This is a genomic window from Curtobacterium sp. PsM8 (genome assembly GCF_030433875.1).
Classification (GTDB): Bacteria; Actinomycetota; Actinomycetes; order Actinomycetales; family Microbacteriaceae; genus Curtobacterium.
Genome location: NZ_JARUXD010000011.1, coordinates 1 through 13,486, shown reverse-complemented (window position 1 = coordinate 13,486; position 13,486 = coordinate 1). Strand labels below are relative to the sequence as shown.

The 13,486-nt window shown below is 71.0% G+C and carries 13 protein-coding genes; 3 read left to right on the top strand and 10 right to left on the bottom strand.

Annotation, left to right across the window (positions count from 1 at the left end; genetic code table 11):
• Positions 1 to 260: 260 nt before the first annotated feature.
• Entirely contained in the window at positions 261 to 1,643 is a 1,383-nt protein-coding gene (locus tag QCD68_RS04070) for a replication-associated recombination protein A (RefSeq protein ID WP_441005166.1), read from the bottom strand.
• Positions 1,644 to 1,760: 117 nt separating this feature from the next.
• On the opposite strand from QCD68_RS04070, the gene QCD68_RS04065 reads away from it, so the two are divergent.
• Together QCD68_RS04065 and QCD68_RS04060 are read left to right on the top strand one after the other, a co-directional pair.
• Positions 1,761 to 2,564, top strand: a complete 804-nt coding sequence (locus QCD68_RS04065; protein WP_221850301.1) for a peptidylprolyl isomerase — start codon at positions 1,761 to 1,763, stop codon at positions 2,562 to 2,564.
• A 113-nt stretch (positions 2,565 to 2,677) separates the two neighbouring features.
• Positions 2,678 to 3,910, top strand: coding sequence for a DUF349 domain-containing protein (locus QCD68_RS04060; RefSeq protein WP_301222116.1), 1,233 nt, complete (start codon positions 2,678 to 2,680; stop codon positions 3,908 to 3,910).
• 80 nt (positions 3,911 to 3,990) lie between these two features.
• On the opposite strand, the gene QCD68_RS04055 is transcribed toward QCD68_RS04060, so the two are convergent.
• The 5 genes from QCD68_RS04055 to QCD68_RS04035 all read right to left on the bottom strand — a co-directional run bounded on the left by QCD68_RS04055 (position 3,991) and on the right by QCD68_RS04035 (position 7,358).
• A complete protein-coding gene (locus tag QCD68_RS04055) occupies positions 3,991 to 4,953 on the bottom strand; it encodes a bifunctional riboflavin kinase/FAD synthetase (RefSeq protein WP_301222115.1) in 963 nt (320 codons plus the stop codon).
• Between the two features lie 17 nt (positions 4,954 to 4,970).
• Entirely contained in the window at positions 4,971 to 5,435 is a 465-nt protein-coding gene (locus tag QCD68_RS04050; protein ID WP_221850304.1) for a hypothetical protein, read from the bottom strand.
• A gap of 134 nt (positions 5,436 to 5,569) precedes the next feature.
• Entirely contained in the window at positions 5,570 to 5,935 is a 366-nt protein-coding gene (locus QCD68_RS04045) for a hypothetical protein (protein ID WP_221850305.1), read from the bottom strand.
• Positions 5,932 to 6,873: a tRNA pseudouridine(55) synthase TruB gene (gene truB, locus QCD68_RS04040; protein WP_301222114.1), complete on the bottom strand. Its 942-nt coding sequence runs from the start codon at positions 6,871 to 6,873 to the stop codon at positions 5,932 to 5,934. The genes QCD68_RS04045 and truB overlap by 4 nt, the downstream gene beginning before the upstream one ends.
• A gap of 38 nt (positions 6,874 to 6,911) precedes the next feature.
• Complete coding sequence (locus QCD68_RS04035; protein WP_221850307.1) at positions 6,912 to 7,358, bottom strand: hypothetical protein; 447 nt, start codon at positions 7,356 to 7,358, stop codon at positions 6,912 to 6,914.
• A 53-nt stretch (positions 7,359 to 7,411) separates the two neighbouring features.
• On the opposite strand from QCD68_RS04035, the gene QCD68_RS04030 reads away from it, so the two are divergent.
• Complete coding sequence (locus QCD68_RS04030) at positions 7,412 to 8,311, top strand: A/G-specific adenine glycosylase (RefSeq protein ID WP_301222113.1); 900 nt, start codon at positions 7,412 to 7,414, stop codon at positions 8,309 to 8,311.
• 79 nt (positions 8,312 to 8,390) lie between these two features.
• Here QCD68_RS04030 and rbfA read toward each other — a convergent pair whose 3' ends face one another.
• From rbfA to nusA, 4 genes are all read right to left on the bottom strand, one after another.
• Entirely contained in the window at positions 8,391 to 8,873 is a 483-nt protein-coding gene (rbfA, locus tag QCD68_RS04025) for a 30S ribosome-binding factor RbfA (protein ID WP_301222112.1), read from the bottom strand.
• Between the two features lie 77 nt (positions 8,874 to 8,950).
• Positions 8,951 to 11,818: a translation initiation factor IF-2 gene (infB, locus tag QCD68_RS04020; protein ID WP_301222111.1), complete on the bottom strand. Its 2,868-nt coding sequence runs from the start codon at positions 11,816 to 11,818 to the stop codon at positions 8,951 to 8,953.
• Positions 11,819 to 11,892: 74 nt separating this feature from the next.
• A complete protein-coding gene (locus QCD68_RS04015) occupies positions 11,893 to 12,219 on the bottom strand; it encodes a YlxR family protein (RefSeq protein ID WP_111073598.1) in 327 nt (108 codons plus the stop codon).
• 87 nt (positions 12,220 to 12,306) lie between these two features.
• A complete protein-coding gene (nusA, locus tag QCD68_RS04010; protein WP_301222110.1) occupies positions 12,307 to 13,302 on the bottom strand; it encodes a transcription termination factor NusA in 996 nt (331 codons plus the stop codon).
• Positions 13,303 to 13,486 lie beyond the last annotated feature (184 nt).

The window sequence follows — 13,486 nt, the reverse complement described above, 5'->3', positions numbered from 1 at the left end:
TGTACTGAACTGAAGTTGTCACGGGTCTCGGAGCGCGCACGCTCCGACGGACCCCGTGACGGGATCCAGAGGGATGAGCCTGTGGGATCGGGCGGCTACAGCCCGAACCTCTGCCCCCGTGACGGTCAGGTCCGTTCAGGACGTGACTGACACTGTGTCCTCGACGCAGCCGCACGCGAGGACCAGGACGTAGGCCCGTCAACGATAACAGCATCCGGTCCCGCCGTGGGGACCAGACCGACCGCGCGTCGCGTGCCCGGTCAGTCGCCGCGGATGATCCCGCGCAGTCGGTCGAGCCGCGGCCCGATCTCGCGCTCGAACCCGTTGGCGGTCGGCGTGTAGTACTCGGTGCCGTCCAGGGCGTCGGGCAGGTACTGCTGGGACGCGACCCCGTGCTCGGCGTCGTGCGAGTAGATGTACCCCTTGCCGTGCCCGAGCCGTTTCGCCCCGGCGTAATGCGCGTCCCGGAGGTGGTTCGGCACGACGCCCATCCGCCCGGCCTTGACGTCGGCCACGGCCTGGTTCACGCCGTTGTACGCCGCGTTCGACTTCGGCGCGGTCGCCAGGTAGACCACGGCCTCGGCGAGCGGGATCCGACCCTCGGGCATGCCGATGAGCTGGACGGCCTGCGCGGCGGCGACGGCGATCGGCAGCGCCTGCGGGTCCGCCATGCCGATGTCCTCGGACGCCGAGATGATGATCCGCCGGGCGATGAACCGGGGGTCCTCGCCGGCCTCGATCATCCGCGCCAGGTAGTGCAGCGCCGCGTCGACGTCGCTCCCCCGGACCGACTTGATGAACGCGCTGATGACGTCGTAGTGCTCGTCGCCCTGCCGGTCGTAGCGGAGCAGCGCCCGGTCGACTGCGGCGGCGACGGTGTCGGCGTCGACGACCGGGACCGTACCGGACTCGCGCTCGTCGTCGTCCTGCGCCGCCACGGCGGACGCGGCCGCGGCCTCCAGCGCCGTCAACGCGCGTCGGGCGTCCCCGGACGCCAGGCGGATGATCGCGGCCCGTGCTTCGTCGCCGAGCACGACCGACCCCCGGAGGCCCCGGGCGTCCTCGACCGCGCGGTCGACGAGCATGCCGAGGTCAGCGTCCGTCAGGGGCTTGAGCGTGAGCAGCAGGGAGCGCGAGAGCAACGGCGAGATGACCGAGAAGGACGGGTTCTCGGTGGTCGCCGCGATGAGGATCACCCAGCCGTTCTCGACCCCGGGCAGCAGGGCGTCCTGCTGCGCCTTGCTGAAGCGGTGGATCTCGTCGAGGAACAGGACCGTCGTCGCGCCGTAGAGGTCCCGGTGCGTGAGGGCCTTCTCCATGACCTCGCGCACGTCCTTGACGCCGGCGGTGACCGCGGACAGCTCGACGAACTCCCGGCCGGACTGGCGGGCGATCGCCTGCGCCAGGGTGGTCTTGCCGGTGCCGGGCGGCCCCCAGAGGATCACCGAGACGCCGCCGGGGCTCTCGCGCGAACCGGTCGCCAGCTGAACCAGCGGCGATCCCCGGCCGAGCAGGTGCTGCTGACCGGCGACTTCCTCGAGGCTGGTGGGACGCATCCGCACGGCGAGGGGCACGGACCCCTGCGAGAGGCCGGTCCGGCCGCCCGTCGTGGGCGCGTTCATCCCCGACCGGTCAGTTGCCATGCCTCGATCGTACGGGCCGACACCGACTTCTCCGGCGTCCGGGCCGGCACCGCCGGGCCCGCGACGGGCGAACCGGTACGCTCGTCGGACACCGCGACGAGAGGTCAGAAGAGCACCGTGGCACCGAAGAACCAGAGCCGTGAAGCCCGCGAGCGACTCCGTCTCTACCAGGCCAGGCAGGGCCTTCACGAGCGTCAGCGTCGACGTCGGGTCCGGGACAACGTCATCGGTGCCGGGGCGCTGGTGCTCGTCGCCGCACTCGCCACCGGCTCGCAGCTCGTGCACGCCTCGACGCAGGGCGCCGACAGTGCGTCGGCCAGCGCGACCTCGACCGCCGCCCCCACACCGTCGGCCAGCGCGACCGCCGGCAACACCGGGGACGTGCCGAGCAAGGGCATCGCGAAGGGCGCGACCTGGACCGGCACCCTGACGTTGAACAAGGACATCCGGCTGGGCATCGAGCTCGACGGCGCGAAGGCCCCGCAGGCCACCAGCGTCGAGATCGACCTGATCCGCAAGCAGTTCTACGAGGGCACGAAGTGCCACCGCCTGGCCGACAGCACCGGCTTCCACTTCCTGCAGTGCGGCTCGGCGAACGGCGACGGCACGGGTGACGCCGGCTTCCAGTACGGCCCGCTCGAGAACGTGCCGAGCGACGGCACCTACGCGAAGGGCACGATCGCCATCGCCCGCGGCGCGACCCCGTCGTCACAGACGACGCAGTTCTTCATCGTCACCGACGACACCACGCTCGACCCGTCCACCGGCGGCTACACCGTCGTCGGCAAGGTGACCAGCGGGCTGTCGCAACTGGTGTCGAAGGTGACGTCGAAGGGCATCGCCGACGCCGGCTCCGACGGCTCCGGCGAGCCGAAGGTGGCCACCGAGATCACCGGCGCGACCATCGCGCAGCAGAAGTAGTCCACAGCGAAAACGCACACGCCCGTCGCACGGCGCGGCGGTGCAATAGGCTGACGACCTGACCGTGCCGACGGTGACGTCGGTGATGCACGACCACGATCGAGGCGAGACCTGTGGCATCTGACGAAGCAACGACCTGGGGCCGGGTAGACGAGAACGGGACGGTCTACGTCCGGTACGAGGACTCGGAGCGGGTCGTGGGCGAGTACCCCGACGCCTCCGCTGAAGAGGCGCTGGCCTACTTCGCCCGCAAGTACGCCGACCTCGAAGGCCAGGTGAAGATCGCGGAGCAGCGCGTCAATGGCGGCGCGTCCGCGAACGACGTCGCCCGGACCGTCGAGCACTTGCGCAGCCTGGTCGCCGAAGCCCGTGTCGTCGGCGACGTCAAGTCGCTCGAGGACCGCATCGGCGCCCTCACCGACCAGGTGGGCTCGCTCACGAAGGAGCAGGCCGCGCAGGCGCAGGCTGCCCTGACCGAGGCGCTCGCCTACCGCACCGCCCTGGTGGAAGAGGCCGAGGCACTCGCCGCGGTCGACCCCGCCCGCGCGCAGTGGAAGCAGGTGACCGCGCAGCTCGACGACGTGTTCGCCCGCTGGCAGCAGCACCAGCACGACGGCCCGCGCATCCCGAAGAACGACGCGAACGACCTCTGGAAGCGGTTCCGCACCGCCCGCTCGACGGTCGACCAACACCGCCGCGCGTTCTACTCCGAGCTCGACTCGCAGCACCGCGACGCCCGTGCCCGCAAGCAGGAACTCGTGCAGCAGGCCGAGGCGCTCGCTCCCCGCGGGTCCGACGCCATCCCGGCCTACCGAGAGCTGCTGGACGACTGGAAGAACGCCGGTCGGGCAGGCAAGCGCCACGACGACGCGCTCTGGGCACGCTTCAAGGCCGCCGGTGACGTCCTCTTCGAGCAGCGCCACGCCGAGAACACGGCCGAGAACGAGGAGTACTCGGGCAACCTCGAGGCGAAGCTCGCGCTGCTGACCGAGGCCGAGCCGATCCTGCAGATCCAGGACCGGGTCGCCGCGCGCAAGGCCCTCACCGACGTCCAGCGCCGCTGGGACGAGATCGGCCGGGTCCCCCGCGCGGACGTCCGTCGCGTCGAGGACCGCATCCGTGCGGTGGAGGACCACGTGCGCAGCCTCGAGGACACCCACTGGAAGCAGTCCGACCCGGAGCGCAAGGCCCGTCAGACGGGTCTGGCCAGCCAGCTCGAGGACGCGATCGCCAAGCTGCAGTCCGAGCTCGCCGACGCGCAGGCGACCGGTGACGCCCGCAAGATCAAGGACGCGCAGGAAGCGCTCGACGCCCGCAAGATCTGGCTCGACGCCCTCGGCGGCTGATCCAGGGCACCACACACGAACGCCCCGCGACCGGATCGGTCGCGGGGCGTTCCTGTGTCTGCGTTCGCAGTCGCCGGACGTCAGGTCGTGACGGGCATGCCGAGGAGCAGTCGGATGTCCAGGTCGTCCTGCCGCATCTGCGCCGCGAGTTCGTCCATCCCGCCGAAGGCCACCATGCCCCGGACGTAGGCCGCGAACAGCACCGAGATCGTCTCGTCGTACAGGTCGATGTCGACGTCGAGCAGGTGCGCCTCGATCTGCTTCGCGGGGACGCCCTCGAAGGTCGGGTTGTTGCCGACCGAGACCGCGGCCGGGTAGGTCACGCCGTCATGCAGCACCCGGGCCGCGTAGACGCCGTCGGCCGGGACGAAGCCCTCGCACGCCGGCGCGAGGTTCGCCGTCGGGTACCCCATCGCCCGGCCGCGCTGGTTGCCGTGCACCACGACGCTCCGCACGGCGTGCTCACGGCCCAGCAGGCGAGCGGCTTCGGCGACCCGTCCGACGGACAGGAGCTCTCGGATCCACGTGGAGGACACGCGTCGCTCCCCCGCGGGACGGACGTCGTCGACCAGTTCCACGTCGTCGATGAGCTCGACCTGGAAGCCGTGCCGTTCCCCGAGCTGCCGGAGCAGGGTGACGTCACCGGAACCGCGGGCCCCGAACCGGAAGTCGCTGCCGACGAAGACGAGCTCGGCGTGCAGGGCGTCGACGAGGATCTCGGAAACGAACGCCTCGGCCGGCTTCGCCTGCAGCGCGGAGTCGAACCGGAGCAGCAGGGTGGTGTCCACACCGACCGCGTCGAGGAGCTCCCGGCGCTGTGCCGTGCTCGTCAGCGCCGGCGGCACCCGTCCGGGGTCGATGACGTTCAGCGGGTGCTGGTCGAACGTGACGACCGTCGAGACGAGCCCACGCGCCCGTGCGGCGTCCTCGAGGTGGGCGATGACGGCTCGGTGCCCGACGTGGACACCGTCGAACTTGCCGATCGTGACCGCGCTCGGCCCGAAGTCGTCGGGGACGTCGGCGACGTCGTCGTAGAAGTGCATGTGCGAGCCCTCCGTCGTCACGCTGCCGGGGCTCCGGACGCTGCGGTGCGGTGGTGCTTGCGGAGCCACCACAGTCCGGCGATCGGGAGCACGAGCGGGGCGAAGGCGTAGCCCAGGCCGTAGTAGGACCAGATCGTGTCGTCGGGGAACAGCTGCCGGTCGAGCAGCGAGAGCGTCCCGATCACGAGCACGCCCGTCATCTCGAAGACGATCGTCACGCAGGCGACCCGGTACCAGAACCGCCCGGGTGCGATGAGGGCGACCATGGCGACGATGTACACGACGGCGGCGATCGCGCTCAGGGTGTACGCGAACGGTGCGAACGAGAACTTCTCGGCGATCTGGACGATGCTGCGCCCGGTGGCGGCCAGGGCGAGGATGCCGTAGACCGCGATCAGGACCCGTCCGACACCGCTGGCCAGGGACGACGTCCGACGACTCCGAGCCGGCCGGTCGGTACCTGCGGAGGACTTGATCACCATTGCACCGATCCTACCGATCGTCGCAGGGTCCCGGGCACGGGGCGCGGGCGGCGGACGACCGCGCCGGACGCCCACAGCGGACGTGCCAGGGCCGCGACTGGACCGGGACCGGGACCGGGACCGGGACCGGACGGTCAGTTGAGCGCGAACCAGATCTGGTACATCCGGTAGACCATCACCGCGGCGGTGAACGCCCCGGCACCGAGCACGACCGTGCTCCAGCGGGTGCGGTCGACCAGTGCCCAGATGATGGTCGCCGGCGGGACCAGCACCACCGACACCGCGTAGACCCAGAACTCGAGCACGTTGCCCTGCGGTGGGTTGCCGACCGCCGGGGCGACGAGCGAGACCACCAGCTGCGCCAGGAGCAGCAGCTCGACGAGCGCGAGCGCCCCGACGGTGTAGTCGTCGGGCTTCCGACCGACGAGGCCGAGGACGACGGCGGCCAGCCCGATCACGCAGGCGATGCCGAACTGGACCCACATGAACCACTCGATCACGGCGTCGCTCCTGTCGCGGTCGGGAAGTTCGTGATGACCCGGAGCTGTCCGCGGCGGACGGCGACCAGGCCGACGAGTCGGTCGGCGCCGGTGGCGATCGCAGCGACCGGGCCGTCGGTGTCGGGGTGGTCGGCGGTGATGCGTTTGCCGTCCCCGAGGTCCTTGGCCTGCGGTCCGTCGAGCTGCACGACCGGGAAGAGCCGACGTGCCACGTCGGTGGGACGCGCGAGCGCTGCCCGGACATCGACGGCGTCGTCCTCGAGGTCGACGGCGTCCTCCACCGAGAACGGGCCGACGACGGTGCGTCGGAGTGCAGTGAGGTGGGCGCCGGTACCGAGGGCCGTCCCGACGTCGCGTGCCAGCGCCCGGACGTAGGTGCCGGACGAGCAGGAGACGACGACGTCGAGGTCGATCACGGGCACGTCGGCGCCGTGCACCGAGACGACCCGGTCGACGCGGCCCTCCACCTCGAACCGGTCGACGGTGATGCGACGGGCCTTGAGGGTGACCTCTTCACCCTTCCGGGCGAGGTCGTAGGCACGACGGCCGTCGACCTTGATGGCGCTGACCGTGGACGGCACCTGGTCGATCGGACCGCGGAGCGTCGCGACGGCCGACTCGATCGCCGCGTCGCTGACCGCGTCCGCCGGGGCTCCGAGCGCCGCGACGGGGTCACCGTCCGCGTCGTCCGAGTCCGTGCCGACACCGAGGCGGATGGTGGCCGTGTAGGTCTTGCCGAGGCCGACGAGGTGCGTCAGGAGCCGGGTCGAGGGGCCGACACCGAGGATGAGCAGGCCGGTCGCCATCGGGTCGAGCGTGCCGGCGTGGCCGATCTTCTTGAGGTCCAGACGTCGCCGGGCGATCGAGACCACGCGGTGGCTCGAGATGCCCTGCGGCTTGTCGACGAGGAGGATGCCGTCGGGCGGGGTCACGAGCACCGGACGAGACTAGCAGCGGGACGGCCGTCGAGCGCCAGTCAGCAGGCGTCGTTCCACTCGCGCCGGGGGTGCTCCGGGTCGGTGACGTCGAGCACGGCGGACGCGGCGATCTTGACGTCGGCCCGTCGTCCGAGCCGGCCGGACTCCTGCTCCACCCACAGCGACCAGCGCCAGAGCGTACGGGTGCTCGGGGCGAGGAGCCCCTGGCCGTGCACGACGAGCACGCCCTCGCCCGCGCCGGTGGTCCGGAACGGGGTCACCAGCTCGCTGCGCAGGGCATCGACGTCCGCGGACGGTGCGGCCGCGGCCATCGCCTGGACCCCGTGCTGCTCGAACCCAGCGACGAGTGCCGCCGCGACGTGCTCGAGGTCGGTGCCGTCCTGACCGTCGACGGCGATCACCGTGCGGTTCGTGCCGACCTGTGCCACCACCTCGCTCGCGATCGCGGCCATGGTGTCGATCTCCTGCGGTGCCCAGCGTGCCATGTCCACCACCGTAGGCTGTCGTGGTGAACGTGGGCAGAGCCTCCAGTCCGTCTGTGGACGACGCGACCATCCACAGGGCGGCTGCGATCTCGTCCCCCTTGTTGGCCTGGTACCGCCAGGAGGCCCGCGACCTTCCCTGGCGACGGCCCGGCTTCCCCGCCTGGGGCACGCTGGTCAGCGAGATCATGCTCCAGCAGACCCAGGTGGCGCGGGTCGTCCCCCGACTGGAGGCGTGGCTCACCCGGTGGCCGACGCCGGCGGACCTCGCGGCGTCACCCCCGGCGGACGCGGTGCGTGCCTGGGACCGGCTCGGCTACCCGAGACGTGCCCTGGCCCTGCACGCAGCCGCGACCGTCATCGCCGAACAGCACGACAACGTCGTGCCCCGTGACGTCGACGCGCTCCTGGCCCTCCCCGGCATCGGCGACTACACGGCACGGGCCGTCGCGGTCTTCGCGTACGGCGACCGGCACCCCGTCGTCGACGTCAACGTCCGCCGGGTCCTGGCGCGGGCGGTGCTCGGGCAGGGCGAACCCGGGCCCGCGAAGCCGAAGCAGGACCTGCCGCTGATGGACGCGACGCTGCCGGACGACCGTGACGACGCGGCCGCCACCAACGCAGCCGTGATGGAGCTCGGTGCCCTGGTGTGCGTCGCCCGCTCCCCCGCCTGCGACGCCTGCCCGATCGCGGACCGCTGCGCCTGGCGTGCCGCGGGGTACCCGGAGCACGACGGCCCACGCGCACCCAAGCAGTCGCGGTTCGCCGGCAGCGACCGGCAGGTCCGCGGGATGATCATGGCCGAGCTGCGGGCGAGCGACGTCCCCGTGACCCGGGACGAGATCGCGATGGTGTGGCCGGACGCGGCGCAGCGGGACCGGGCGCTCGCGTCGCTGCTGCGGGACGGGCTCGCCGAGGGGGACGACGTCGAGGGGTACCGGCTGCCGCGCGGCTGAGCCCGCGCAGCTGTGCCCGCGCACGCGAGAGCGCCCGCCGCCGGGTGGTGACGGGCGCTCTCGTGTGTCTCGACCGGTGTCAGGCGCGGGGGGCGTCGGAGGACGACGCGGGGCCGTCCTCGTCCGCTGCGTCGTCCTCGTCGTCCTCGTCGTGCTTGTACGGGTCGGCGTCGCCGGCGTAGGTGGCACCGACGGCGACCTGCTTGACCTGCAGGTCGCGCATCTGGGCCTGCGCGAGCAGGTCCTCGAGGTGCGCCGAGGTGTCCGGCAGGGCGTCGGCGATGAACTCGAGCGACGGGGTGAGCCTCGCCGTGATGTTCTTGCCGACCTCGGTGCGGAGCATGCCGGTCGCGGCCTTGAGCGCCGCCGCGGAGTCGGCGCGCTCCTCGTCCGAGCCGTACACGGTGTAGAAGATCGACGCGTGCTGCAGGTCCCCGGTCACCCGGACGTCGGTGATCGTCACGAAGCCGAGGCGCGGGTCGCGCAGGCCCTTGTCGAGACGACGGGCGACGACTTCCTTGATGCGGTCGGCCATCTTGCGTGCGCGCTGCGGGTCAGCCATGGGTTCCTCCTTGCGGAACGGGGTGAGGCCCCGCCTCCTCCGGACGGAGGAGGCGGGGCCCAGGGTACTCAGTGCGATCAGTCGCGCGGCTTCTCGACGAGCTCGGTCGTCTCGATCTCGTCGCCGGGCTGGATGTCGTTGAACTTGCCGAGACCGATACCGGCCTCGTAGTCCGTGCGGACCTCGGTGACGTCGTCCTTGAAGCGACGGAGCGACTCGATCGCCAGCCCGTCGGCCACGACCACGCCGTCACGGATGACGCGCGCCTTGGCGTTGCGCGTGATCGTGCCGGACCGGACGATGACACCGGCGATGTTGCCGAACTTGGAGGAACGGAACACCTCGCGGATCTCCGCGACACCCGACTGGACCTCTTCGTACTCGGGCTTGAGCATGCCCTTGAGCGAGTTCTCGATGTCCTCGAGTGCGTTGTAGATGACCGAGTAGAAGCGGACGTCGATGCCTTCACGGGCAGCGCGCTCGCGGGCCTTGACGTCCGGACGGACGTTGAAGCCGACGACGATCGCGTTGTCGATCGTGGCGAGGTCGATGTCCGACTCCGTGATCGCACCCACACCGCGGTGCAGGATGCGCAGCTGGACGCTGTCGTCCACCTCGATGTCCAGGAGCGACTGCTCGAGTGCCTCGACGGCACCGGAGACGTCACCCTTGATGATGAGGTTGAGCGAGTCGACCTTGCCCTCTTCGAGCGCACGGGTGAAGTCCTCGAGCGAGATGCGCTTGCGGGCCTTGGCCAGCTGGGCATTGCGCTGTGCGGCTTCACGCTTCTCGGCGATCTGACGGGCGGTGCGGTCGTCCTCGGTGACGAGGAACGTGTCACCGGCGCGGGGCACCGACGACAGACCCTGCACCTGGACCGGACGGGCCGGCGTCGCGGCGTCGACCGCGGTGCCGTTCTCGTCCGCCATCGCACGGACACGGCCGTACGCCGTGCCGGCGACGATCGCGTCACCGACGTGCAGCGTGCCGGACTGGATGAGGACGGTGGCGACTGCACCACGGCCCTTGTCGAGCCGTGCTTCGATCGCGACGCCTCGGGCGTCCTTGTCGGGGTTCGCACGCAGGTCGAGACCGGCGTCCGCGGTCAGCAGCACCGCGTCCAGGAGGTCCTGGATGCCGATGTTCTGACGAGCGGAGACGTCGACGAACATGACGTCGCCGCCGTACTCCTCGGCCACCAGGTTGTACTCGGTGAGCTGCTGACGGACCTTGGCCGGGTTCGCCCCGTCCTTGTCGATCTTGTTCACCGCGACCACGATCGGCACACCGGCCGACTGGGCGTGGTTCAGCGCCTCGATCGTCTGCGGCATGATGCCGTCGTCCGCCGCGACCACGAGGATCGCGATGTCCGTCACCTGGGCACCACGAGCACGCATGGCCGTGAAGGCCTCGTGACCCGGGGTGTCGATGAAGGTGATCGGGCGCTCGATGCCCTCGTGCTCGGTGACGATCTGGTACGCACCGATGTGCTGCGTGATGCCGCCGGCTTCGCCCTCGACGACCTTGGAGTTGCGGATCGCGTCGAGCAGTCGGGTCTTACCGTGGTCGACGTGACCCATGACGGTGACGACCGGGGGACGCTTCTGCAGGACGGAGTCGTCCTCGTCGGCGTACTCGGCGTCGATGTCGATGTCGAAGCCCTCGAGGAGCTCCTTGTCCTCGTCCTCCGGCGAGACGACCTGGATCTTGTAGCCCAGTTCCTCGCCGAGGACCTCGAAGGTCGCCTCGTCCAGGGACTCGGTCGCGGTCGCCATCTCACCGAGGTGGAACAGCACCGTCACCAGGTTGCCGGGGCTCGCGTCGATCTTGTCCGCGAAGTCCGAGATGCTCGCACCGCGACGGAGACGGATGACCGTGTTGCCGTCGCCACGAGGGACCTGCACACCGCCGAGCGACGGCGCCTGCCGCATCTCGTACTCGGCGCGCTTCGTCCGCTTCGACTTGCGGGCACGGCTCTTGCCGCCACCGCGACCGAACGCACCAGCGGTGCCACCACCGGGGCCACGGCCACGGCCGCCACCACCTGCGGGGCGCGGACCGGTGAACGCGGGACGGGCGAAGCCGCCACCTGCGCCGGCACCGGCACCACCGGGACGGTTGAAGCCGCCACCGGGGCCACCACGACCGCCACCACCCTGGCCCGGGCGCTGCCCGAAGCCGTTGGGGCGGTTGTTCTGACCGGGACCACCGGGACGCGGAGCACCCGGGCGGGGCGCACCGGGACGCGGCGGCTGGGGACGCGGGATGCCGTTGCCGGCACCGGCGGCCGGGCGCTGGCCCATGCCCTGGTTGGAGGCGAACGGGTTGTTGCCCGGGCGCGGCGGACGTGCGCCCATGCCCTGGCTCGACGCGTACGGGTTGTTGCCGGGACGGGCACCGGGCTTCGGGCCACCGGGCTTCGGGGCCGAACCGGAACCGGACGGCTTGCTGCCACCGGGCTTGACGGCGTCGCTCGGACCGGAGTCCGTCTGGTCGCCGTCGGGCTGCTGTGCAGCTGCCTGCTCAGCGGCCTTCTGCTCGGCCGCGGCCTTGCGGGCGGCCTCTGCCTCGGCCTGACGCTGCGCGACGGACTTCGGGGCGGCCGGGGTCGGGGCACCGTCGACGGCCGGAGCCGCTGCGGGTGCTTCCTCGACGACGGGCTCGGGCTCCGGAGCGGGACGCTTCGGGCCGGGCTTGGGGCCACCGGGCTTCGGGGCGCCGGAACGCGGGGCCGCAGGGGCCTTCGCGGCGGCGGGGGCTGCCGGGGCTGCGGACGCAGAGGCGCCCTCGGCCTGCAGTGCCGCACGGAGCTTCCGTGCGACGGGGGGTTCGATGCTCGAGCTCGGGCCCTTGACGAATTCGCCGAGTTCCTTGAGCTTCTCCATTGCGGTCTTGCTGTCGACGCCGAGCTCGCTTGCGATCTCGTGTACGCGTGGTTTCGCCACTGTTCTCCTTCACGGGTCCCACCCCGTCAAGGGGCAGGACTCAATGGTTGACGGGTCTCATTTCGAGCCGCTCATCAGTTGTCCATAAGCCGTTCAGCCTGTTCTGTCATGTCCTGGCGCTCGAGCGCTGTGCTGTTCGGGCCATCGGGCCCCAGCCCAGCGAGGTACTCGCGCACCGCGGACGTGTCGGGATCACGCTCCAGCCGGAGCGCACGGCGGAATGCCCTGCGCTTGACGGCCAGTTCGTACGCTTCGACGGTCGGTGTGAGCCATGCCCCCCGGCCCGGCATGACTGCCTTCGGATCCGCTACCACGGAGCCGTCACTGTGAGCGACGACACGGAGGAGGGAGGATCGGGTTGCGCGACGACGACTGCCGATGCACGTTCTGACGGCGTCCACTCTACTCCTTGACTCCGACGACCGCGATCCGGCACGCCCGAGGCCTGTCGCCACGAGCGAACCGGATCGCGTCGATGTGGGTGGTGCTCAGTCGTCGCCGTCGAGGATCGAGTCCGGCTGGATGTCGATCCGGGCGCCGGTCAGCTTCGCGGCGAGGCGGGCGTTCTGCCCTTCCTTGCCGATCGCGAGCGACAGCTGGTAGTCCGGCACGAGGGCGCGGACGGCCTTCGTCGAGGCGTCGAGCACGAACGCGCTCGTGACCTTGGCGGGCGACAGCGCGCTGGCGACGAACGTGGCGAGGTCGGAGGACCAGTCCACGATGTCGATCTTCTCGGCTCCGAGCTCGTTCGTCACCGAACGCACGCGGGCACCGAGCTCGCCGATGCACGCACCCTTGGCGTTGACGCCGGGCTCGTTGGCCTTGACCGCCATCTTCGTGCGGTGCCCGGCTTCCCGCGCCAGCGAGGTGATCTCGACGACGCCGGAGGCGATCTCCGGGACCTCGAGGGCGAAGAGCTTCCGGACCAGGCCCGGGTGGGTCCGCGACACGGTGATCTGCGGGCCCTTGTGGCCGCGACCGACGCTCGTCACGTAGACGCGCAGACGGGTGCCGTGCGCGTAGGTCTCCCCCGGCACCTGCTCTTCGGGCGGCAGGATCGCCTCCACCGTGCCGAGGTCGACCATCACCATCTTCGGGTTCGGCCCCTGCTGCACGATGCCGGCGACGATGTCGCCTTCCTTGCCGCGGAACTCGCCGAGGATCTTGTCGTCGCCGATGTCACGGAGACGCTGGTTGATGACCTGTTTGGCGGCGAACGCCGCGATCCGGCCGAAGTCGCTCGGCTGGTCGACGGACTCGCCGATGACGTTCTCGTCCTCGTCGCGCTCGGGCACGAAGACGGACACTTCGCCGGACTTGCGGTCCAGCTCGACGCGGGCCTGAGCGTCGACGGGCTCGTCGTTCTCGGCGCCGTGCTTCTGGTAGGCGGTCAGGATGGCAGATTCGATGATCTGGACGAGCTCGTCGAACGGGATCTCCCGTTCACGCTCCATGAGTCGCAGGACTGCGAGGTCGATCTTCACCGAGGTGCCTCCGTATTCAGATGAGTCACTCCCGCGGATGGGACCACGCGGAAGCCGTCGTCGATCGTACCGCAGGAATGACGGGAGGCCCCTGGGGGGTCCGCCCCCGGCCGCCCGGCGGGCGGCGGGCGCCGCCGCCCCCGCGGCAGCTGGCGCGGCCCGCCGGGGGCCGGTACGCGGCCGG